Source organism: Pseudochrobactrum sp. B5 (genome assembly GCF_001939785.1).
Taxonomy (GTDB): domain Bacteria; phylum Pseudomonadota; class Alphaproteobacteria; order Rhizobiales; family Rhizobiaceae; genus Pseudochrobactrum; species Pseudochrobactrum saccharolyticum.
Genome location: NZ_MOYL01000001.1, coordinates 257,134 through 278,897, shown reverse-complemented (window position 1 = coordinate 278,897; position 21,764 = coordinate 257,134). Strand labels below are relative to the sequence as shown.

Below are 21,764 nucleotides of genomic sequence, written 5' to 3'. Positions count from 1 at the left end.
GCAGGCATTATGAGAAAAATTACCGTCCCCCACTCCCGTTCAGCCCTCATTGGCAGCAGCCTTTTTGTTACTCTGCTGCTGGCAGGATGTGCCAATACACATCATGTAACAGTCGGCGCCACGCCAGATGATTACCGTACCAATCATCCGATCACGATTCAGGAACGTGAAAAAACAGCGGATATTCCTGTTAGCCGGAATGATCGCAAACTTAGTATCACACAGCGCAGCATTGTGCAGAATGCCGTTGACGGATATCGTCGCCAAGGTTCTGGCATGGTTTTCATCCTTTTACCTGAGGGCAGTGCCAATCAGTCTGCCGCCTACCGGATCAGTATGGATATTGCCAAAGTCTTAAGGCAAGGCGGTGTTCTGGCCAGCAATATTGCAACCCAGAGCTATCAGGTGAATAATCCGCAAATCTCCGCGCCTGTTCGTATCAGCTACTATGCGATGACAGCAGGGACAGGTCCGTGCGGAAGATGGCCTGCTGATATGCTGAGTACGGCTGAGAACAAACATTATGCGAATTTTGGCTGTGCATCACAGGCGAATCTGGCAGCTCAGGTGGCAAATCCGGCTGATTTCCTCGGGCCTCGGGCCACATCGCCGCTGAAAGGTACGCGTAATGACCGCATTATCAGCGGAGACGAAGGCTATGAGGCTATGTCACCGACCGCAACAGGAGTTTGGCAGGATTCTCGCAGTCTAACAGCACAGTATTAAAGACGCATAATTTCTGCCGCCGGATCCAAAAACATCATCCGGCGCGTATCATCGAAATTTTGCTTTAAACGAATAAAAAAAGGTCGTGATCGTGGAAGACAGTGTCACATCAACAACTATGTTGCAGGATGCAGGTACGGATATAACCCATATCCGCCCGCTGCCGCGCCTGAATATTGATGCGTTCTGTGAAACAGAAGCCGGCCTGTCTGTTTTGCAGGCCTGCTCTCAAGACAGACGCCTGACGCGTACCCGCTGGCATATTCGCTCCGGTGGAGTCGATGTGGCACTGGAAGCCTATCAGAGCACTTCCACACCGCATCTTATTATTCTTGAAAGTGCTGCAGGACAGGATCAGCTGCTTGCAGATATTATGCAACTTGCCGAAGTCTGCGACAGCGGAACCCGCGTTCTGATTATCGGCCGCAGTAACGAAGTGCGCCTATATCGTGAATTGATCCGCAATGGCGTTTCCGATTACCTTGTTTCTCCTGCAAGCCTGACGGAAGTTATATCCGTACTGGATACATTATTCACGGATCCGGCAACTGCACCATCCGGCAGAAATGTTGCCGTTATTGGTGCAAAAGGTGGTGTTGGTTCATCAACACTGGCCCATAATATCAGCTGGAGTCTCGCCAACCAGTTCAAACATGAAGTTGTATTGGCGGATATGGATTTGCCATTCGGCACGGTCAATATTAATTTTGATCAGGATCCGACACTTGGTATCGCTGACGCAGTCTATGCACCGGAACGGGTGGATGAAGTCTATCTTGATCGCCTTCTGGCAGAGAGTTCGGAACATTTATCGCTGCTAGCGGCGCCGTCCACACTCGAAAAAACCTATGATTTTGACACGGAATCCTTTGTTTCCGTGATCGATGCTGCTCTGCGTACCACACAATTGCTGGTACTCGACATACCACATAGCTGGAACAGCTGGACACGTACAACCCTGATGCGGGCCGATGAGATTGTCATTGTTGCCACACCGGATTTAGCCAGTTTGCGCAATACCAAGAATTTGCTGGATACGCTGATCCTGCTGCGACCGAATGACAAGCCGGCACATCTCATTCTGAACCAGACCGGCGTACCGAAACGTCCTGAAATTTCTGCTGCGGATTTCTGCTCACCGCTGAATATTAAACCTTTGGCTGTGATTGAATTTGATCCGCAGTTTTTCGGTACGGCGGCCAATAATGCTCATATGCTCGCAGAGGCCGATCCGAACCACAAGATTTCACAAAAAATCACTGAGATCGCACGCGAACTGCTTGGCAAACATGATGTACCGGAACAGGGCAAAAAAGCTAAACCGCTGGCCGGACTTCTCAGTAAGCTTAAACGCAAAAAATCTGCCTGACGGACAAGGATAAACAACAGCCATGTTTGGAAAAAGAGGTGCAGCCTCCCCAACCACCGGTACTGTAAAACCTGCTGCTGCGACAGCCGGTCAGACAGCGAATTTGACTCCGCCGTCACAGACCAACACGGCTGTATCTGCATCGGAAAAGCCTGCTGTGAAAGCACCAGCAGCACCGGTCGTCCGTGAAAAATCGCAGGCATATTACGATACAAAATCCCAGATATTTGCAGCGCTGATTGATACAATCGACCTGTCTCAATTATCAAGAATGGATGCCGATGCCGCCCGTGATGATATCCGCGAGATCGTCAATGATATTATCTCGATCAAGAATTTCGTTATGTCGATTGCCGAGCAGGAAGAACTGCTTGATGATATTTGCAACGATGTTCTGGGTTATGGTCCGTTAGAGCCACTGCTGGCGCGTGATGATATTGCCGATATCATGGTCAATAGTGCACGAAAAACCTATATTGAGGTCAATGGCCGTGTGCAGGAAACCAATGTCCGTTTCCGCGATAATCAGCAATTGCTGAATATCTGCCAGCGTATTGTTTCTCAGGTCGGCCGCCGTGTTGATGAATCCAGCCCGATCTGTGACGCCCGTCTTCCGGACGGCTCCCGTGTGAACGTTATCACTTCTCCGCTCGCCATTGACGGCACAGCCCTGACCATCCGTAAGTTTAAAAAAGACAAGCTGACACTGGATCAGCTGGTTCGTTTCGGCAGTATTTCGCAAATGGGTTCGGAGCTGCTGCAAATTATCGGCCGCGTGCGCTGTAATATCATTATTTCAGGTGGCACAGGTTCCGGTAAAACCACGCTCCTTAACTGTCTGACACGCTATATTGATGAAACCGAGCGTATCATTACATGCGAAGATTCGGCGGAACTGCAATTGCAGCAGCCCCATGTCGTTCGTCTGGAAACCCGTCCGCCCAATCTTGAAGGCGAAGGCGAAATTACCATGCGCGATCTGGTTAAAAACTGCCTGCGTATGCGTCCTGAACGAATTATCGTCGGTGAAGTCCGTGGCCCTGAAGTTTTCGATCTGCTTCAGGCCATGAATACCGGCCATGACGGCTCAATGGGCACAATCCACTCCAACAGCCCGCGCGAATGTCTGAACCGTATGGAAGCCATGATTGCCATTGGCGGCTACACATTGCCGCAACGTACCGTGCGTGAAATTATTGTCGGCTCCGTTGACGTGATTATTCAGGCGACACGTCTGCGCGATGGTACGCGCCGGATTACCCACATCACAGAAGTGGTGGGAATGGAAGGTGATATCATCATCACGCAGGATCTGATGAATTTTGAGTTCCTCGGTGAAGACATTAACGGCAATATTATCGGGCGGCATGTATCAAGCGGTATCGGCCGGCCGGCCTTCTGGGAGCGGGCGCGCTACTATAATGAAGATCAGCGGCTGGCGACTATTCTGGACACGATGGAGGTCGCCGGCAGTCCTCAGATATAGAGCTGTCAGAGTGATTTTACTTTAAAACAAACTCAGTTTCTTTGTTGGATACGATACCGAACGAACCGAAGCAGGCACTGAAAGGGCACTTCAATGAACGGCACAACAATTATGCTTGTTGTCCTGGCTGCAATTGCGGTCGGTGCCCTGCTCTATGCAATTTTTTTCGACCGTATTACGACTGAAAAAACCGGTCAGAAACGCCTTGATGCCATCAAAAAGACTACGGCAAGCCGTGCTGTTATGCGCTCAGAGCGTGAAAAAGCCAGTGAGGCACAAAAGCGCCGCCGGACATTGCAGGATAATCTGGACGAGCTTGACCGTCGCAACAAAACACAAAACAAAACTCAAAAAAAACCGCCGCTACGTATATTATTGGCTCAGGCAGGTCTGAGCTGGAGTGTCCGGCAATTTTATCTCATCAGCACGGCGAGCGCCTTTATCTGTTTTCTGCTCGGGCTGATGGCTGGCATTCCTTTGATTATGGCGCCGCTGATTGCCCTGATTGGCTTTTTCGGGGTACCTCGCTGGATCGTCATGCATTTTCGCAAGAAGCGAATGAAAGCTTTCCTGAATGACTTCCCAAATGCACTGGATGTTATCACCCGCTCCTTACGCTCCGGCCTTCCTTTGAATGACAGTCTGCGCTTGCTGGCAAGTGATGCACCTTCTCCGGTCAAAGAGGAGTTTCGCCGGATTGTTGAAGCGCAGCAAATGGGGCTGACGATACCGGAAGCTGTCGCCAAAATGCCGGAAAACATGCCCTGCCCTGAGACCAACTTCTTTTCGATTGTAATTCAGATTCAGTCGCAAGCCGGCGGTAACTTGTCTGAAGCATTGGGTAATTTGTCACGTGTTTTGCGTGACCGAAAAAAAATGGCTGTCAAAGTCCAGGCCATGTCTCAGGAAGCCAAAGCCTCAGCGGCAATTATCGGCTCCCTGCCATTCTTTGTGGCCACAGTTATCTCATTTATGAATCCGGATTATATCGGAACATTATTCACCACCTTTGCCGGCAATGTTTTGCTGGTCATTTCTGTCATAATGTATTCTCTCGGAATTTTCGTGATGAAAACCATGATTAATTTCAAAATGTAAGCGGAGGTGGCCATGCGGGATTTTTTCGAAACCACTCTCTTTCAGCGGCAAACGCTTATCAGCATTTTCATCATGTTTGCGATGTTCGCGACCATAATGACGCTGTTGCTGCCCTATTTTCAGCGTAACCCGCTGAAAAATCGCATGAAATCTGTTGCTCTTGAACGCGAAGCTATTCGTGCCCGCGAAAGAGCACGAATAGCTAATGATAAAGAACGCGGCATCAGTCTGCGCCATCAGCAAAAAGCCGGAATTCGTGACTTTGTTGAAAAACTGGATCTGCGCCGCGCTCTTGCCGATGAGAAGACCGTTGCCTCTTTACGGCAGGCAGGGTTTCGCGGGCAAAATCCGCTCAATATTTTTCTGTTTATGCGCTTTATTCTACCGTTTGCATTTCTAGGTTTAGCAATATTCCTGATTTTCGGCTTGGGTATGTTGGAGCAGCAAAGTGCTTTTATACGTTTTCTGGTTTGCATTATTGTCGCTTATGCCGGTTTCTACGCCCCCAATCTCTATGTCAGCAATATTGCAGCAAAACGTCGTGAATCCATCACACTAGCCTGGCCGGATGCTCTCGACCTCATGCTAATCTGCGTCGAATCCGGCATGTCCACAGAAGCTGCCTTTCGCCGTGTTGCCGACGAAATCGGTATTCAGTCGGTGGATCTGGCTGAAGAATTAATGCTGACCAATGCTGAACTGGCCTTTTTGCCGGAGCGCCGTCAGGCCTATGAGAACCTTGCCAACCGCACCGGTATGGAAGCCATTAAATCCATGACACAGGCGCTTATTCAGGCGGAACGTTATGGTACGCCGGTTGCAACAGCCATGCGTACACTCTCGCAGGAAAGTCGTGATATGCGCTTGCTGGCAGCTGAAAAGAAAGCCGCAGGGCTGCCGCCGAAACTCACGGTTCCGATGATCGTCTTTTTCCTGCCGGTCTTGTTCATGGTTATTCTCGGTCCCGCGATGATCCAGATTTTTGGTGCAGGTGGTATCGCCGGAAACTAAAACAAAAACGCCTGCCTGAATATTCTCTTCAGGCAGGCGTTTTGTTTATAAGCTTTACAGAGAATTTACGCCTGTTTCTTAACGCCCTGCTTTGCCAGCATTGCACGCAAATAATCGGTATTGGCTTTTGCCTGTTCCGGTGACAGTTCGCGGGAGGCAATTGTTTCCGCCTCCTGAAAGCGCCCCTGAAGGCCGACGACCAGCGCCAGATTTTGGCGGACACGGCTGTCACTGCCATTCGCAGTTGCCGCCTGACGAAGATATTTTTCAGCTGTTGGCAGATCACCGCTTAGGACATAAGACATTGCGAGATTGGAGAGGATCGAGGCTTCACCCGGCTTGATCTGCAGTGCTTTCTGATAGATTGCACGGGCATCTGCGGAATTGCCCTGCTGGTCGAGAATAGCCCCTTCCGCAGACAGCAAACGCCAGTCCGGATAATCCGGTGTCTGCGCACGGCGTACGGCATCCAGTGCCGCATCCAGCTCACCTGCACCAGCCAGAGCTTTGCCATAAGCCGCCAGAACCTGTTTATCTTTCGGCAATTGAATGGCAATTGCCCGCATCACAGCCAATGACTGATCGCTGCGGCCTGCCATACTCAGCACAGTCGCATAATTCAGAGCGGCCACTTTGCTGGTCGGGTTCTTCTGATAATGCGCGCCATAGGTCTGAGCGGCCTGTGCGAGTTGCTGCGCATTCATTTGCTCAATGGAACGCTCAGCCTTGGTGCCGGTGCCTTTAGCAACCGAGCCGGTTGTGGTGCGATCCACGCTATTGCAACCGGCAAGTGCCAGTCCAGTGATGAAAAGAGCAGTGGTGAGTGTCAGAAAACGGCTTTTTCCGTAACGCAGGCTACGGCACGATTTATCCGGTTGTTCAAAAGCCAGCGCATTTTTCTGCATCAAACTGTCTCCATAAAATACGGTCGTTGAAAGCGCCTGAAATCAGTCCTCTGCATTAACCCGCGCTTCACCTGAATATGATAAAATCAATATTCCATTAACCCTAATAGAGAGTTAATTATTGAGCTGACATCAGCGACTCATGCCGCTCTCCTGAAAATAAATACCGGAAATCAATATGACCTCCCTGCCTCTTTCTGCGAACCGTGCTGCTCTTCTCGATCAACAGGCTGCGGACAGCCGCCCGATATGGCTGGTCACACCGGAGACACTGGCGAATGGTCAGTTTCCGCAAACTGTCCTCAACTGGGCAGCAGCCAATGCCTATAAAGGCAAAGCCGGACAATTGCTGACACTGGCCAATGAACAGGGGCAGATCAGCGGCGCTTTATTCGGCATTGAACCGGCCGACAAAGACAAAAGCGGTGAAGGTCGTCTGATCGGTGGCAAACTTGCCCGCCTCTTGCCTGCAGGCAACTGGCATATCGAAGGCAAAGCAGACCATGCGGAATTATTCGCGGTCAGCTTCCTGCTCGGCGGCTATCAGTTCAATCGCTATAAAAAAGATGCGGCATCAGACGAACAGGGAAGTGTCCGCCTGTTCGTATCAGGCCTGACAAATATTGCAGAAGCCCGTCGTCTTGCCGATGCCAGCGCCATGACCCGCGATCTGATCAACACACCGACCAGTGATATGGGGCCGGACGCACTGGAACTGGCAGCCCGTAACCTTGCAACGGCTTATGGCGCGAAATTCACTGCTGTTATCGGTGATGATCTGCTGAAGCAAAACTTCCCGATGATCCATGCTGTCGGCCGTGCCAGCGATACTGCACCGCGCCTGATTGACTTCACTTGGGGCAAAGACAGCGATCCGAAAGTTACGCTGGTTGGCAAGGGCGTATGCTTTGATACCGGCGGTCTCGACATTAAGCCTGCCAGCGGCATGCTGCTGATGAAAAAAGATATGGGCGGCGCCGCCAATGTGCTCGGCCTTGCCCGCATGATCATGGATGCCAAGCTGCCGGTGCGCCTGCGTGTGCTGATCCCTGCAGTCGAAAACTCCATTTCCGGCAATGCATTCCGCCCGAGCGATATTCTGACATCCCGTGAGGGACAAACCGTTGAAATCGGCAATACCGATGCGGAAGGTCGACTGGTTCTCGCTGATGCACTGACCTTAGCCGACGAAGAAACCCCGGATTTGATCATCGATATGGCGACCCTGACCGGTGCAGCGCGTGTGGCACTGGGGCCTGACCTGCCGCCATTCTACAGCCATGATGAAGCTTTTGCTGCAAAAGTGGCAGAACAGGCGGCAGCACAGTCTGATCCGCTCTGGCGTATGCCGCTCTGGGCACCATATGAGGCCAAACTCGCCTCGAAAGTTGCGGACATTAACAATGTGACCACCGACGGTTTTGCCGGTTCTGTCACAGCAGCACTGTTCCTCTCGCGCTTCGTCAAAAATGCCAAGGTCTGGGGTCACTTCGATATTTATGGTTGGACACCGGTTGAGAAATCCGCAGCCACTGTCGGCGGTGCTGCACAGGGTATCCGCGCACTTTATCAGGTGATCAAACAACGCTATGTTTAAGCCTCTTGCAGGTTCAATTCAAAAGCAGTTGAATACGCTACACGTAAAGTAAACAAGCAGCCTGCCTGTACTCACGGGCAGGCCTTTCTCTTAAACAAGTGGCATTTCATGGCTGTCGAGTTAAAACCACTGCAGGCGCTGACGCTGTTACAGACCGTTTCCCTGTCGCAGGTGCGTGACGAAACCCATGATCTGACATGGCGGCAAATGGCCATATTGCTGACAATCTATCTTGAAACACCGCCTCATACAGTGCGCGCGCTGGCCGCGCGTCTTGGTGTGACTAAACCTGTTATTACCCGTGCGCTGGATACGATGGGCACGATGGGGCTGGTCAGCCGCCATCGCGATCCGCAGGATCTGCGTAATGTCCTGATTAAACGAACTGTCAGCGGCGCGCTCTATGTTGAAAGACTGGGCGACCGCGTTATTGCAAAATCCAGGGAATTGCCTTTATGACCCAGCCTGACCGCCGTCTCCATGCCTATCGCCCCGATCTGGCCGATAGCGCTTTACGCGGAAAAGTCGATGCCGCCGCCTTTACAGAAGGCAAACGCAAACGTGTGATCGTTCCCGTCAGCGATCTGCGCAGCAAGCCTGAACTGACCAGCGGCCCGCAGAGCCAGATTCTCTATGGCGATGAAGTCACCGTTTTTGAGCAGGCGAATGGCTGGAGCTGGGTGCAAGCTGTGCGCGACGGCTATGTCGGTTATATGCCGGATGCTGAATTGGGCGAGACCGGCAATGCGCCAACCCATCGTATCTGCGTACCGCGTACGTTCATATATTCCGGTGCTGATCTGCGCTTCCGCCATACCAGTGCTCTGTCCCTCGGCTCAGTCGTTGAGATCACCGAATTCGTTGAAAACCGTGGTAGCCGTTACGGCATGCTGCCGGATGGCACAGCGATTTTCGCCAAGCATCTGCGGACGATCGACGAGACTGCTGCTGATTATGTCACCACAGCCGAAAGCCTGATTAACACGCCTTATCTCTGGGGTGGCACATCCGGTTTTGGCATTGATTGTTCAGGACTGGTGCAGCTTGCCATGCTGGATGCAGGGCGCGATGTGTTGCGCGATTCCGATATGCAGGGCGATCATCTGGGTGATGTGATTGATGCCGGTAAGGATTATGCCAATCTGCAGCGTGGCGATCTGGTGTTCTGGCCGGGTCATGTGGCGATTATGGCAAGCCCCGATATGATGATCCATGCCAATGGCCATACCATGACTGTAGCCTATGAGCCGCTGCGTGAAGCAATTGAGCGAATTGCTTATTTGTATGACTTACCTAGCCATTTTAGGCGTCCATAAAATAAAAAAGCCGCCGGATTTCCGGCGGCTTTTTTGTAAGCTCAATATTTCAAACCTTTGGCGGCAATACGCGATCCGGTGTGCGATGACCGTCCCAGAAGGCGCGGATATTGACGATGACTTTATCGCCCATGTCAATACGTCCTTCCAGCGTGGCTGAGCCCATATGCGGCAGCATCACCACTTTGCCCTCAGAGGCCAGTTTCAGCAGGCGCGGATCAACTGCCGGATGCTGTTCAAACACATCAAGACCGGCACCGGCGAGCTTGCCCTGCTCAATCTGATGGATCAGCGCATTTTCATCAACAATCTCACCGCGTGACGTATTCACCAGATAGGCATTGGGCTGCATCAACTCGATGCGGCGTGCAGACAAAAGGTGAAATGTAGCCGGTGTCGAAGGGCAATTGACGGAAATAATATCCATCCGTGCCAGCATCTGGTCGAGGCTGTCCCAATAGGTCGCTTCCAGCTCTTCCTCAACTGCCGCATGAACCCGCTTGCGGTTGTGGTAATGGATAGCAAGGCCAAAAGCTTTGGCACGGCGTGCAACAGCGGTGCCGATACGCCCCATGCCGACAATACCGAGGCGCTTGCCCCAGATGCGCCGGCCGAGCATCCATGTCGGTGACCAGCCCGGCCATTCGCCGGAAGTGGAAAACACATTGGCTCCCTGCACAAGACGGCGCGGCACAGACAGAATCAGCCCCATCGCCATATCGGCAGTATCTTCTGTCAGAACATTCGGGGTATTGGTCACGGCGATCCCGCGCTTGGCAGCAGCGGTTACATCCACATTGTCCACGCCATTGCCGAAATTGGCGATCAGCTTCAGATTGGGGCCTGCCTGCTCAATCAGCTCCGCATCAATCACATCGCGAATCGTCGGCACCAGCACATCGGCCTCGCGCATGGCCGAAGCCAATTCTTCACGCGACATTTTATGATCATCAATATTCAGGCGCGCATCAAACAATTCGCGCATGCGCGTTTCAACAGGATCCGGTAATTTCCGGGTAATGACGACCAATGGTTTCTTTTTGCCCGACATTTCTACCCCTTTGATGTGTCGCGTTGAGACCTCCTTAACCAAGAAGGTGCAGAGTGCGGCATTGTCATGGTTCATACACTGTCTAGCAAGGCAGACGAACAAAGACAAAGAAAAAGCGCCGGTTCTGGTCTCCTAACGTCATATTGATCTTACAGACCAATCTTGCAAACCGTCGGGACGACTATACCAGAATATAAGCCGGTCAGGACTGCGAATGAAACAGCATATGCATAAAACAGAAAAATCAAATTTTTGTATGTTACTGGCTATAGGCCTGTTTTCCTGCCTGTTTCTGCTGTCACCTTTATCCGGCTCGCATCATGCCTATGCACAGGACGCTTCTGAAAGCGCAGCCCCCTCTTCCGCAGAAGAAGGCCCATCCGGTGAAGATGCACCGAGCAAAGAAGCAGCCTCATCTGCCAATCTGGGGCCAAGCGGCCTGCCGATCCCGCGTTTTGTCAGCCTGAAGCCTGCCCGTGTGAATATCCGTGTGGGTCCGGGGCGCGATTATGCGGTGTCGTGGCTTTACACCAAATCGGGACTGCCGGTTGAGATCATTCAGGAATATGACAACTGGCGCCGTATCCGTGATGCTGACGGCACGGAAGGCTGGGTCTATCAGTCACTTCTGGCAGGCAAGCGCACCGCTATCGTTGCCCCGTGGGAGCGCGGCAAGGCGGATAATGTAATTGATCTTTACGCCAGCGCCAGCGACACATCCCGCGTTGTTGCCCGTGCAGAAGCAGGTGTCATCGCCAATATCCGTGAATGCACCGGCCAGTGGTGTCAGCTCGAAACACAGGGCACACGCGGCTGGATCCGTCAGGGAAAAATCTGGGGTGCCTATCCGGATGAGGTTTTTGACTAGAGCATAATTTTAAAATGTTAGAGCGACCTTTGTGTGCCAAGCTGGCACACGGCGCTCTAACCGGAGCATTGATCCGCTTTTAGAATATCTGGTCTTTCATGGTGTTTTGCGCGCATCTGTCCCCTTCTCAAGCTAAGGGAAAAGCGGTAAAAGCCGCGCCATGAAGGATCAAACAGCACCCAACCCGCATCATCCGGCCTCTGACACTCCGTTAACTGTCACTGCCTCCGGTAATAATCTGGCCAATAGCCGTAAGGTTTTTGTCAAAACCTATGGCTGCCAGATGAATGTCTATGACAGCCAGCGTATGGCCGACAGTCTGGCCGCAGAAGGTTATGTCACCACAGACAGCCCCGATGATGCGGATATGGTTTTGCTTAATACCTGCCACATCCGTGAAAAAGCCTCCGAAAAACTCTATTCCGCACTGGGTCGCCTGCGTAATTTGAAAAATAAGCGTCAGGCGGACGGCAAAGATCTGATTATCGGTGTTGCCGGTTGTGTGGCACAGGCTGAAGGCGATGAAATTCTGCGCCGTTCGCCGACTGTTGACCTTGTGGTCGGCCCGCAAACTTATCACCGTTTGCCGCAGGCGCTTGCTCAGGTGCGTGAAGGCCGTCAGGTCGTCGATACCGAATATGCCGTGGAAGACAAGTTTGAGCATCTGCCGCTTGCCAGCCGTGAACAGGTACGCAAACGTGGTGTTTCCGCATTTCTGACGGTGCAGGAAGGCTGCGATAAATTCTGTACCTTCTGCGTTGTGCCTTACACACGCGGTTCAGAGGTTTCGCGTTCCGTTGCCCAGATCATCAATGAAGCGACAAAGCTGGTTCAGGCCGGTGTGCGCGAGCTGACCCTGCTCGGCCAGAATGTCAACGGCTGGCACGGCGCGGGCGATGACGGTCGTGAATGGGGTTTGGGAGAACTGCTCTACCGCTTGGCGGAAATTCCGGGCATTGCGCGTCTGCGTTACACGACCAGCCATCCGCGTGACATGGATGATGCGCTGATCAATGCTCATCGCGATCTCGATATTCTGATGCCCTATCTGCATCTGCCGGTGCAGGCCGGTTCCGACCGCATCCTGAAAGCGATGAACCGCAAACATAAAGGTGAGGATTATATCCGCCTGATTGAGCGTATCCGGTCCGTGCGCCCTGATCTGGCACTGTCCGGCGACTTCATTGTCGGTTTCCCTGGTGAAACCGATGAGGATTTTGAGGACACGATGCGGCTCGTGCGCGAAGTGGGTTATGCGCAGGCCTATTCGTTCAAATATTCATCCCGTCCGGGTACACCCGGTGCCGATCTGCCCGATCATGTGGAAGAATCCGTGAAGGACGAACGTCTGCAGCGTTTGCAGGCGCTGCTCAGCGAACAGCAATATGCATTTCAGAATAGTCTTGTCGGTACGGAAATGGATGTACTGCTTGAAAAGCCGGGACGTTTTGATGGCCAGATGATCGGCCGCTCACCATGGCTCATTCCGGTAATCATTGAAAATAATCCGGGTGAAGTCGGTGATATGATCCGCGTACGCATCAATTCCACCGGCACCAACAGCCTTGTCGCCGAAAAATTAGCTTAAATAACGTTCGCCTTGAACCGGCTCTGCTTTCCCGCGTGACAGTGTCATTAATCTGTACCATAATCGTGTCAGATATGATCCGTCACTGCGGATCAGCGCACTGACAATTAAATAAAGCTAAACCGCAATCAAGGAGAGCCGGTTGAACGTCACCACGGGCAAACAGGTTAGCAAAGAACTGAAAAAACCCGCCACCACAATCCCTGCTCTGCAGGATGGCGCTTCTGATATGGCTCATATAGTCCTCGATTTTGACAGCAACCGGCTGGCGAGTGCGCTGTTTGGCCAATTCGACGAGAATCTCGCTTATATTGAGCAAAAACTTGGTGTTGATGTCCGCTCCAAAGGCAATCAGCTGATCCTGCGCGGTGAAGCAACCGCCACAGCACAGGCGCGGATGGCACTGGATCACCTCTATTCGCTTTTGCAAAAAGGTCATGACCTGAGCAAATCCGATGTCGATGGTGCCTTGCGCATGGCTGCAACTGCAACGCCGGTGCGTGATGACCAGTTGAGCCTGCCGACGCTTGAAACCAAAACCCGCCTTTCTGCGGCACAAATCTCCACACGCAAAAAGACCATCTTTGCCCGCACGCCGACGCAGGATGCCTATATGCGTGCGATGGAGCGCTCGGAACTGGTTTTCGGCACCGGCCCTGCCGGTACCGGTAAAACCTATCTCGCTGTTGCCCATGCCGCCATGCTGCTGGAGCGCGGACTGGTTGAGCGGATTGTATTGTCCCGTCCTGCGGTTGAAGCCGGTGAACGGCTCGGCTTTTTGCCGGGCGACATGAAAGAGAAGGTCGATCCTTATCTGCGACCGCTCTATGATGCGCTTTATGACATGATCCCTGCGGATAAAGTCGAGCGGGCACTGGCCGCCGGTGTGATTGAAATTGCACCTCTGGCCTTCATGCGCGGTCGTACACTGGCACATGCGGCTGTTATTCTTGACGAGGCGCAAAACACCACATCCATGCAGATGAAAATGTTCCTGACCCGTCTGGGTGAAGGTTCGCGCATGATTGTCACCGGTGATCCGAGCCAGATCGATCTGCCCGCCGGTCAAAAATCCGGTCTTGTGGAAGCGCTGGAGATTTTGGGCGATGTTGAAAACATTGTCACTGTGCGCTTCAGCGATAAAGATGTGGTGCGCCATCCGATGGTTGCAGCTATTGTCCGCGCCTATGAAAAGCGCGGTGCTGCCAAAACGCTGAAACATCATAAAGTTAGTGTGACTGAGGGTGAAAACACGCCTTCGGAAACCTAAATAGGTTTTTAGATTACAAATTGACTTTTATAACAGCCCGTCTCTTTGCAGGCGGGCTGTTGTCTTAACAATAAACCGGTTCACGAAACAAAAATGATTACAATCGACATTCTCATTGAAAGTTCTCTTTGGGAAACCCCGTCGGGGGACGACAATGAAACCTATGAAACGCTTGCCCGATCCTGTGTCGATGCCGTCTGGGCGCGGCTTGAACTGCCGCAGCAAGAGACCGAGCTCAGCCTTGTTCTGACCGACGATGCCTCGATCCGCACGATTAATGCGCAATGGCGCAATAAAGACAAAGCCACCAATGTGCTGTCTTTTCCGGCCTTTGACATCGCGCCGGGCGATGCTCCGGGGCCGATGCTCGGCGATATTATTATTGCGCGGGAAACTGTCGAACGTGAAGCTCTTGAAGAAAACAAAAGCTTTAATCAGCACCTGCATCACATGATCGTGCATGGCCTGCTGCATCTGCTGGGTTACGATCATGAAGATGATGAGGAAGCAGAAGAAATGGAGGGACTGGAGCGCGAAATTCTTCATGCTCTTGCCATACCTGATCCTTATACTGTACATTCAACCGATAATGAAAACGATTGACCATGGCTGATCAGACTAATCACAATTCTTCAACGGGCGCTGTTCACAGCGACGCCGTTTCTCAGAACGATCCGGAAGCGCAGAGTACGGGGCAAAATCCTGCACGAGCGGCAGGATCTGAAAAACGCTCACTCCTTTCCGGATTATTTCCGTTTCTCCGTTCGCGCCAGACCAGCTCGATCCGCGAAGATCTGACGGATGCGCTGTCCGATGATGCGAACAGCGACACAGCTTTTTCCGCCGAAGAAAAGGCAATGCTCAACAATATTCTGCGCCTGCGGGAACTTCGCGTCGATGACGTGATGATCAGCCGCGCTGATATTGAAGCTATCGAATATTCAACACCGCTGGGTGAATTGCTGGAGCTGTTTGAGTCCTCCGGCCATTCCCGTATGCCGGTTTATGTTGAGACGCTCGATGATGCGCGCGGCATGATCCATATCCGCGATGTTCTCAACTACATCACCCGCATGAGCAGGCAACAGCCTGCCGGTTCGGAACAGCCAGCCGCTGCCAAGCGCTATGATCTGTCCAAAATTGATCTCACAACACCGATCAATGAACTGAACCTGATGCGCAAGGTGCTGTTCGTCCCCTCCTCCATGCTGGCCAGCAGCCTGATGGCGCGTATGCAGGCGAGCCATATTCAGATGGCGCTGGTGATCGACGAATATGGCGGCACAGACGGCCTCGTCTCGCTGGAAGACATTGTTGAAATGGTTGTCGGCGATATTGAAGACGAACATGACGATGAAGAACTGTCGCTGATCCGCAATCCGGACGGCTCTTATACTGTTGATGCCCGTGCGGAACTGGAAGAGCTGGAACAACTGATCGGCGCAGGCTTTACGCAGGGCGAAGACAGTGAAGATGTGGATACGCTCGGCGGTCTTATCATCTCGGCTCTGGATCATATTCCGGAAACCGGCGCGATCATTGATGTGTTGCCTGCCTACGAACTGGAAGTGCTGGAAGCCGATTCACGGCGCATCCATAAAGTGCGCATCACACCGCGAAACGGGGATTATTTCCAAGGCTAGAGCGGTTTACGTCCAGATTAGAATCATAGTGCTCGCTCTAGATTCTTTATTTGGTCGCATTATCACGGGCGTCAAGTTGATCCAACTTGACTGTGAAATGCTCTAACAGCATCACAATCTATTAAAACACCGCCGCAACACCGGCGGTGTTTTTTTATCGCTGTATTCTCATCTCAGTTTTTCTTAATCTTCGGCTCATAAACTGAATAGAGCGCCTTATCCCCATTGAGAGACCGAATATAGTGAGCAGCCTTTATCTCCGCCTGACTGAAAACCTCACCGGCTGGCGTAAAGCGCTCCTGACCATTCTCGCCGGTGCAAGTGTCACGCTGGCATTGCCGCCTTTTGATTTTTTGCCCGCAGGATTTATCGGTTTTCCGCTGCTGGTGCTGCTGATTGACAGTTCGGGCACAAAAAACGCAACCGGATGGAAGCGCCTGCTCCCTGCTTTTCGCACCGGCTGGTTGTTTGGTTTCGGCTATTTTCTCGCCGGTCTCTGGTGGATCGGCATGGCATTGCTGGTCGATGCAGAAAATTTCGCCTGGGCATTACCATTCGCTATTCTCGGCCTCCCTGCCTTTCTGGCGTTTTTCTTCGCTTTTGCTGCGGCATTTGCACGGGTTTTCTGGGGCGCCGGTCTCATCCGTATTCTGGTGCTGGCCATCGCACTCGGCGTTACAGAATGGCTGCGCGCTTTCATTCTCACCGGTTTTCCTTGGAATGCGCTCGGCTATATGCTGATGCCAACACCACTGCTGATGCAGTCGGTCACCATTACCGGCCTCTATGGCATGAATATTCTTGCTGTGGTGATTTTCGCCATGCCTGCTCTATTGTTTGGCGACAAGCGACAGCGCTATGGCTGGCGCAGCGGATTAATTACGGCCTGTGCCCTGTTGATTGCCCATGCCGGTTATGGCGCATGGCGCTTACAGCAGGCACCGGCCTTGTCAGAGCAAGGCGCTGATGCACCTGTTATCCGCTTGGTTCAGGCCTCCATTGCACAGGATGCCAAATGGGATAATCAGTTGCGCCGCGCGATTTTCGACAAGCATCTTGATCTCAGCACCCGCCCGCCTGCCAATGGCCAGCCGGTGCCTGATGTGATTATCTGGCCGGAAACCTCCGTTCCCTATGTGCTGCCACAGGTCGAAGAAGCCTTGAGTGCCATCGGCAAGGCACTTCAGCCGAATCAAATGCTGCTGGCCGGAGCGGTGCGCGGTGAGGGAGAGAACCTCTCCGCCTATTATAACAGTATTTTCGCGGTAAATGCCGCTGGTCAGGTGACCGCAACTGCCGACAAAGTGCATCTTGTGCCATTCGGTGAATATCTGCCGCTGGAAGATCTGCTGCGCTCTGTCGGCATGCAGGAAGTGGTGGAATTACCCGGCGGCTTTACCGCAGCACCGGCGCGCCATGCCCTCAATGTCAGCCCGAGTCTGACCCTGCTGCCCTTGATCTGCTATGAGGCGATTTTCCCGTCCGAGCTTGGCTATCAGGGCAAGAGTGTTGATGCGATCATCAATATTACCAATGACGCATGGTACGGCAATACACCGGGGCCTTATCAGCATTTCCGGCAGGCGCAATTGCGCGCCGTAGAACAGGGACTGCCTTTGCTGCGTGCAGCCAATAACGGTATTTCAGCGATTACCGATTCTTACGGTCGAATCACCAAACATCTCAACCTGAATGAAGTCGGATTTATTGACGGCCGTCTGCCACCAAAAGCGACAGGCTTCTGGCGCAAACCGGCAGGAGAAACACAGTTCTTCACACTTCTGTTCATCTTGCTCGTAATTTCATGTGGTTTACATGCCATCCGTACCGAGCGTTTCGGTTGACATCATATTTTTGATGTTATGATATACACATGAAACTGATGAAATTTCAGATGAACCCTATAATTCTCCGAAAAATATGCTGATTTAAGCAAACCATTTTTCATCAAGGAAAGCTCGCATAAGCGAGGAGCATTTGTGAATGACTGAGAATAAAAAGAAACCCAATCCCATTGATGTTCATGTGGGCAGCCGCATCCGGTTGCGCCGGAACATGCTTGGCCTCAGTCAGGAAAAACTCGGTGAAAATCTCGGTATTACCTTCCAGCAGATTCAAAAATATGAAAAAGGCACCAACCGCGTCGGTGCCAGCCGCCTGCAAGCCATTTCATCCATATTGAGTGTACCGGTTGCCTTCTTTTTTGAAGATGCACCGGAACAGGCAGGACAGCAGAGCGGCGGTTTTGCGGAAGACAATGAAACAACCTATGTTGTTGATTTTCTTCAGACAAATGAAGGCGTGCAGCTGACACGCTATTTTACAAAAATCACTGATCCGAAAGTGCGTCGTAAAATCATTGATCTGGTAAAAACCCTTGCCAATGATGATGATTAATCTCTGAAGCGCCAGAGGCGCGAATTCGGTAAAAACAGAATCCCTGAAACTGCCCTATCCTATTGTTTTGTCGTATTATAGCAGGCGCTTAATGCGACAATTTGGCAGCTTCTTGCGTTAAATCTCGCACATAAACACATGCAGATAGTTGTATATCTTGTCATTTCGTGCTGATTATACGCGCAAATAACGTCTGATTTCTTTATAGAGCGATTGCTTCACTTTCATTCCGTAGCAGACAGGCTTTTCTGAAAGCGGCCTGAAACGGTTTGAAAACGGCGCGCAATGAATTATCAGCAGTTCGTGCGCAGAAATGCACAATGCTGAAAGCAACTGTTTCTCCGGAGAGTACAATGCTCCGCAGATTTTCAAGAGGGGTTTCCCGTGTCACGCAGTTCATATCTTTTCACCAGTGAATCGGTATCCGAAGGTCATCCGGATAAGGTTTGCGATCGTATTTCCGATGAAATCGTAGACATGATCTACAAGGAAGCACGTAAAACCGGTGTTGATCCGTGGTCTGTACGTATTGCCTGTGAAACCCTTGCCACCACCAACCGCGTGGTGATTGCCGGTGAAGTGCGTGTGCCGGACACATTCCTGAAAAAAGACAAAGCCGGTGAAATTCTGCTCGATGCCAAAGGCCATAAGCAGATCAACCCTTCCCGCTTCCGTTCCGCTGCCCGCAAAGCTATCCGTGAAATCGGCTATGAACAGGAAGGCTTCAACTGGCGCAATGTGAAAATCGACGTGCTGCTGCATCCGCAATCGGCGGATATTGCGCAGGGCGTTGATAATGCTGCCGACCGTCAGGGTGAAGAAGGTGCGGGCGATCAGGGCATCATGTTCGGTTATGCCTGCCGCGAAACACCCGATCTGATGCCGGCACCAATCTATTATGCCCATAAAATTCTTGAGCTGCTTTCTGCTGCCCGCCACAAAGGCGAAGGCGACTATGGCAAGCTCGGCCCTGATGCCAAAAGTCAGGTCACAGTGCGCTATGCCGATGGCAAGCCTGCGGAAGTCACCCAGATTGTGTTGTCGACCCAGCATCTGGATGCTTCATGGGATTCCGTGAAAGTCCGTCAGGTCGTTGAGCCGGTGATCCGTGAAGCCCTCGGCGATCTGCCGATTGCTGCAAATTGCAACTGGTACATCAATCCGACCGGTAAATTCGTCATCGGCGGACCGGACGGTGATGCCGGTCTGACCGGACGTAAGATCATTGTTGATACTTACGGCGGTGCAGCTCCGCATGGCGGCGGCGCATTCTCCGGCAAGGACACGACCAAGGTTGACCGCTCCGCAGCCTATGCCGCGCGTTATCTGGCCAAGAATGTGATTGCTGCCGGTCTTGCCGACCGCTGCACCATTCAGCTGTCCTATGCGATCGGCGTTGCCCAGCCGCTCTCGGTCTATGTTGACCTGCACGGCACCGGCAAAGTTGCCGAGAGCGATGTGGAAACCGCGCTGCGTCAGGTCATGGACCTGTCCCCGACCGGCATCCGCAAGCATCTCGACCTTAACAAACCGATCTATGCCAAGACCGCATCCTATGGCCATTTCGGCCGCAAAGCCGGTCGCGACGGCTCTTTCTCATGGGAAAAGACAGATCTGGTCAAAGCACTGAAAGCTGCGCTTAAGGTCTGATTTCATTCTCAATATTCTGGATTTCAGGGCACCATGTTTCTCTCATGGTGCCCTGTTTCTTTAACAGCCACACAAAAATCAGTAGACTTTCCGTCGCTGATTATGTGTAAAGCGGCTTATTCCGATTATCTGAACCATAAAGAAACGTGCCGATGTCTGATACTGAACGCAACTGTGACCTCAAGGATGAAGCCATGAGCGCAGAGTCCTCTGAACAACAGCCACGCGGCTCACGTGCGACGGAAGCTTTTTATGGCCGCCGTAACGGCAAACCTTTGCGCCCGCATCAGCGTTTTCTGCGCGAAGACCTGTTGCCGCAGCTCAAACTCGATCTCCTGAACCCTGCCCCGCAGGATCTGCGCACACTGTTTATGGCCGATGTTTCGAAAGTGCGTATGGAAATCGGTTTCGGCGGCGGCGAGCATCTGGTGCATGAAGCCACCCGCAAACCGGAAGCCGGTTTCATCGGTGTTGAGCCTTTCGTCAACGGTATGGCGAAAATGCTTGGCGCACAGGATGCCAATCCGCTGCCGAACCTGCGTCTTTATGATGACGATGCCACACTGGTGCTGGACTGGCTGCCGGATGCATCGCTCGACGGCATTGATCTGTTTTATCCTGATCCGTGGCCGAAAAAGAAACATTGGAAGCGCCGTTTTGTCAGCCAGAAAAACCTCAGCCGTTTTGCCCGCGTGCTGAAACCCGGCGCTTTGTTCCGTTTTGCCTCCGACATTGATACTTATGTCAACTGGACGCTGCAGCATTGCCACGACCATGGTGCGTTTGAATGGCAGGCACAAAGTGCTGCCGACTGGCACACACCATATGAAGCATGGCCGGGCACACGCTATGAAGCCAAAGCTTTCCGTGAAGGCCGTCAGGCTGCTTACCTTACCTTTATCAGGCGATAATTCGTCCTCAAGGACAAGGCTTGTCACAGGCGGCTTTTTTCTGTATAGTTGCCTCAAATTCTTGGTCGGTAGAACAAGAGTGGGTCCCACCGGTCCCGCTCTTTTTTGTTTGGTACACACTGAAAACTGCGCAGACTGCCGCCGGAAATCCTATTGCACGTATTTTAAGGAATACAGGGTGAACGAACAAACACAACAGGACCAGATCATTACAGCGCTTGACGCGACACAGGATGAACCACGCATTATCCGTGAAACGGGTATTGATGCAAAAGTGGCATCGCTGATCGAACCTGCGATTAATGCTGCGGGTTTCCGTCTTGTGCGCGTGCGTCTTTCCGGCCTCAACGGCCTCACCCTGCAGATTATGGCTGAGCGTCCGGACGGCACCATGACCGTTGAAGATTGCGAAATTGTCAGCCGTACCGTTTCTCCGGTTCTCGATGTTGAAGATCCGATTGACGGCAAATATCACCTTGAAATTTCTTCACCGGGCATTGACCGCCCGATGGTACGCAAATCTGACTTTTCCAACTGGCAGGGTCATATTGCCAAACTCGAAACCTCGATGCTGCATGATAACCGCAAGAAATTCCGCGGCCGTATCATCAAGGTTGAAGCTGAGACTGTCACTCTCGAAACCGATCAGGCCACTTACGGCGCGGAAGCTCAGACCACAATTCCTTTTGAGCTGATCGCTGATGCAAGACTGATCCTGACCGATGATCTGATCCGTGATGCGCTGCGCAAAGACAAAGCTCTGCGCGAAGGCCGTATTCCGGGCGACGAATTGAGTGATGAATTCAATCTGGACAGCGGCAATGCCGATGCTCCGGAGAGCGATAAAGACAACTAAGCATTTCACAGGCGAATGACTT

The 21,764-nt window shown here is 52.2% G+C and carries 20 protein-coding genes; 18 read left to right on the top strand and 2 right to left on the bottom strand.

Annotated elements, in window-relative coordinates; genetic code table 11:
* Window positions 1-9 precede the first annotated feature (9 nt).
* From BKD14_RS01350 to BKD14_RS01330, 5 genes are all read left to right on the top strand, one after another.
* Window positions 10-726 (top strand): CpaD family pilus assembly protein, encoded by a 717-nt coding sequence (locus BKD14_RS01350; protein ID WP_022709202.1) that lies wholly within the window; start codon window positions 10-12, stop codon window positions 724-726.
* 91 nt (window positions 727-817) lie between these two features.
* Window positions 818-2,095: an AAA family ATPase gene (locus BKD14_RS01345; protein WP_139316301.1), complete on the top strand. Its 1,278-nt coding sequence runs from the start codon at window positions 818-820 to the stop codon at window positions 2,093-2,095.
* Between the two features lie 22 nt (window positions 2,096-2,117).
* Complete coding sequence (locus BKD14_RS01340; RefSeq protein ID WP_075653995.1) at window positions 2,118-3,581, top strand: CpaF family protein; 1,464 nt, start codon at window positions 2,118-2,120, stop codon at window positions 3,579-3,581.
* 93 nt (window positions 3,582-3,674) lie between these two features.
* The gene (locus BKD14_RS01335) at window positions 3,675-4,679 is read left to right on the top strand and encodes a type II secretion system F family protein (protein ID WP_075653994.1); all 1,005 of its coding nucleotides are present in this window, start codon (window positions 3,675-3,677) and stop codon (window positions 4,677-4,679) included.
* Between the two features lie 72 nt (window positions 4,680-4,751).
* Complete coding sequence (locus BKD14_RS01330; protein ID WP_245293570.1) at window positions 4,752-5,690, top strand: type II secretion system F family protein; 939 nt, start codon at window positions 4,752-4,754, stop codon at window positions 5,688-5,690.
* 65 nt (window positions 5,691-5,755) lie between these two features.
* On the opposite strand, the gene BKD14_RS01325 is transcribed toward BKD14_RS01330, so the two are convergent.
* Window positions 5,756-6,595, bottom strand: a complete 840-nt coding sequence (locus BKD14_RS01325; protein ID WP_083646735.1) for a tetratricopeptide repeat protein — start codon at window positions 6,593-6,595, stop codon at window positions 5,756-5,758.
* A gap of 178 nt (window positions 6,596-6,773) precedes the next feature.
* On the opposite strand from BKD14_RS01325, the gene BKD14_RS01320 reads away from it, so the two are divergent.
* From BKD14_RS01320 to BKD14_RS01310, 3 genes are all read left to right on the top strand, one after another.
* Complete coding sequence (locus tag BKD14_RS01320; protein WP_075653992.1) at window positions 6,774-8,192, top strand: leucyl aminopeptidase family protein; 1,419 nt, start codon at window positions 6,774-6,776, stop codon at window positions 8,190-8,192.
* A 108-nt stretch (window positions 8,193-8,300) separates the two neighbouring features.
* Complete coding sequence (locus BKD14_RS01315; protein ID WP_075653991.1) at window positions 8,301-8,651, top strand: MarR family transcriptional regulator; 351 nt, start codon at window positions 8,301-8,303, stop codon at window positions 8,649-8,651.
* A complete protein-coding gene (locus tag BKD14_RS01310; RefSeq protein WP_075653990.1) occupies window positions 8,648-9,508 on the top strand; it encodes an NlpC/P60 family protein in 861 nt (286 codons plus the stop codon). Before BKD14_RS01315 ends, BKD14_RS01310 begins: the two co-directional genes overlap by 4 nt.
* Before the next feature lie 49 nt (window positions 9,509-9,557).
* Here BKD14_RS01310 and BKD14_RS01305 read toward each other — a convergent pair whose 3' ends face one another.
* Window positions 9,558-10,559, bottom strand: coding sequence for a D-glycerate dehydrogenase (locus BKD14_RS01305; RefSeq protein WP_075653989.1), 1,002 nt, complete (start codon window positions 10,557-10,559; stop codon window positions 9,558-9,560).
* A gap of 256 nt (window positions 10,560-10,815) precedes the next feature.
* On the opposite strand from BKD14_RS01305, the gene BKD14_RS01300 reads away from it, so the two are divergent.
* The 10 genes from BKD14_RS01300 (at window position 10,816) to rimP (ending at window position 21,742) form a co-directional block, all read left to right on the top strand.
* The gene (locus BKD14_RS01300; protein WP_075654718.1) at window positions 10,816-11,427 is read left to right on the top strand and encodes an SH3 domain-containing protein; all 612 of its coding nucleotides are present in this window, start codon (window positions 10,816-10,818) and stop codon (window positions 11,425-11,427) included.
* Between the two features lie 160 nt (window positions 11,428-11,587).
* Window positions 11,588-13,015: a tRNA (N6-isopentenyl adenosine(37)-C2)-methylthiotransferase MiaB gene (gene miaB / locus BKD14_RS01295; RefSeq protein WP_083646733.1), complete on the top strand. Its 1,428-nt coding sequence runs from the start codon at window positions 11,588-11,590 to the stop codon at window positions 13,013-13,015.
* Between the two features lie 229 nt (window positions 13,016-13,244).
* Window positions 13,245-14,285: a PhoH family protein gene (locus tag BKD14_RS01290; RefSeq protein ID WP_033315941.1), complete on the top strand. Its 1,041-nt coding sequence runs from the start codon at window positions 13,245-13,247 to the stop codon at window positions 14,283-14,285.
* Window positions 14,286-14,378: 93 nt separating this feature from the next.
* Window positions 14,379-14,888 (top strand): rRNA maturation RNase YbeY, encoded by a 510-nt coding sequence (gene ybeY / locus BKD14_RS01285; protein ID WP_022710346.1) that lies wholly within the window; start codon window positions 14,379-14,381, stop codon window positions 14,886-14,888.
* 2 nt (window positions 14,889-14,890) lie between these two features.
* Entirely contained in the window at window positions 14,891-15,928 is a 1,038-nt protein-coding gene (locus BKD14_RS01280; protein WP_022710347.1) for a hemolysin family protein, read from the top strand.
* Window positions 15,929-16,167: 239 nt separating this feature from the next.
* Window positions 16,168-17,772 carry an apolipoprotein N-acyltransferase gene (gene lnt, locus BKD14_RS01275; RefSeq protein WP_075653988.1) on the top strand — a complete coding sequence of 535 codons (1,605 nt, stop codon included), beginning with the start codon at window positions 16,168-16,170 and terminating at the stop codon, window positions 17,770-17,772.
* 139 nt (window positions 17,773-17,911) lie between these two features.
* Window positions 17,912-18,325 carry a helix-turn-helix domain-containing protein gene (locus BKD14_RS01270; protein ID WP_075653987.1) on the top strand — a complete coding sequence of 138 codons (414 nt, stop codon included), beginning with the start codon at window positions 17,912-17,914 and terminating at the stop codon, window positions 18,323-18,325.
* A gap of 384 nt (window positions 18,326-18,709) precedes the next feature.
* The gene (gene metK / locus BKD14_RS01260; protein WP_075653985.1) at window positions 18,710-19,975 is read left to right on the top strand and encodes a methionine adenosyltransferase; all 1,266 of its coding nucleotides are present in this window, start codon (window positions 18,710-18,712) and stop codon (window positions 19,973-19,975) included.
* Between the two features lie 194 nt (window positions 19,976-20,169).
* Complete coding sequence (locus BKD14_RS01255) at window positions 20,170-20,886, top strand: tRNA (guanosine(46)-N(7))-methyltransferase TrmB (RefSeq protein WP_075654716.1); 717 nt, start codon at window positions 20,170-20,172, stop codon at window positions 20,884-20,886.
* A 178-nt stretch (window positions 20,887-21,064) separates the two neighbouring features.
* The gene (rimP, locus tag BKD14_RS01250; protein ID WP_075653984.1) at window positions 21,065-21,742 is read left to right on the top strand and encodes a ribosome maturation factor RimP; all 678 of its coding nucleotides are present in this window, start codon (window positions 21,065-21,067) and stop codon (window positions 21,740-21,742) included.
* The last annotated feature ends 22 nt before the right edge of the window (window positions 21,743-21,764 follow it).

What these genes read in the sequence shown, in the direction of transcription:
- BKD14_RS01335 (WP_075653994.1), top strand. Translation starts at nt 3,675, where the DNA reads ATGAACGGCACAACAATTATGCTTGTTGTCCTGGCTGCAATTGCGGTC.
- BKD14_RS01330 (WP_245293570.1), top strand. Translation starts at nt 4,752, where the DNA reads ATGTTTGCGATGTTCGCGACCATAATGACGCTGTTGCTGCCCTATTTT.
- ybeY (WP_022710346.1), top strand. Translation starts at nt 14,379, where the DNA reads ATGATTACAATCGACATTCTCATTGAAAGTTCTCTTTGGGAAACCCCG.
- BKD14_RS01255 (WP_075654716.1), top strand. Translation starts at nt 20,170, where the DNA reads ATGAGCGCAGAGTCCTCTGAACAACAGCCACGCGGCTCACGTGCGACG.
- BKD14_RS01325 (WP_083646735.1), bottom strand. Translation starts at nt 6,595, where the DNA reads ATGCAGAAAAATGCGCTGGCTTTTGAACAACCGGATAAATCGTGCCGT.
- BKD14_RS01340 (WP_075653995.1), top strand. Translation starts at nt 2,118, where the DNA reads ATGTTTGGAAAAAGAGGTGCAGCCTCCCCAACCACCGGTACTGTAAAA.
- BKD14_RS01300 (WP_075654718.1), top strand. Translation starts at nt 10,816, where the DNA reads ATGTTACTGGCTATAGGCCTGTTTTCCTGCCTGTTTCTGCTGTCACCT.
- BKD14_RS01305 (WP_075653989.1), bottom strand. Translation starts at nt 10,559, where the DNA reads ATGTCGGGCAAAAAGAAACCATTGGTCGTCATTACCCGGAAATTACCG.
- BKD14_RS01350 (WP_022709202.1), top strand. Translation starts at nt 10, where the DNA reads ATGAGAAAAATTACCGTCCCCCACTCCCGTTCAGCCCTCATTGGCAGC.
- BKD14_RS01280 (WP_022710347.1), top strand. Translation starts at nt 14,891, where the DNA reads ATGGCTGATCAGACTAATCACAATTCTTCAACGGGCGCTGTTCACAGC.
- BKD14_RS01290 (WP_033315941.1), top strand. Translation starts at nt 13,245, where the DNA reads ATGGCTCATATAGTCCTCGATTTTGACAGCAACCGGCTGGCGAGTGCG.
- BKD14_RS01315 (WP_075653991.1), top strand. Translation starts at nt 8,301, where the DNA reads ATGGCTGTCGAGTTAAAACCACTGCAGGCGCTGACGCTGTTACAGACC.
- BKD14_RS01270 (WP_075653987.1), top strand. Translation starts at nt 17,912, where the DNA reads ATGACTGAGAATAAAAAGAAACCCAATCCCATTGATGTTCATGTGGGC.
- BKD14_RS01320 (WP_075653992.1), top strand. Translation starts at nt 6,774, where the DNA reads ATGACCTCCCTGCCTCTTTCTGCGAACCGTGCTGCTCTTCTCGATCAA.
- miaB (WP_083646733.1), top strand. Translation starts at nt 11,588, where the DNA reads ATGAAGGATCAAACAGCACCCAACCCGCATCATCCGGCCTCTGACACT.
- BKD14_RS01310 (WP_075653990.1), top strand. Translation starts at nt 8,648, where the DNA reads ATGACCCAGCCTGACCGCCGTCTCCATGCCTATCGCCCCGATCTGGCC.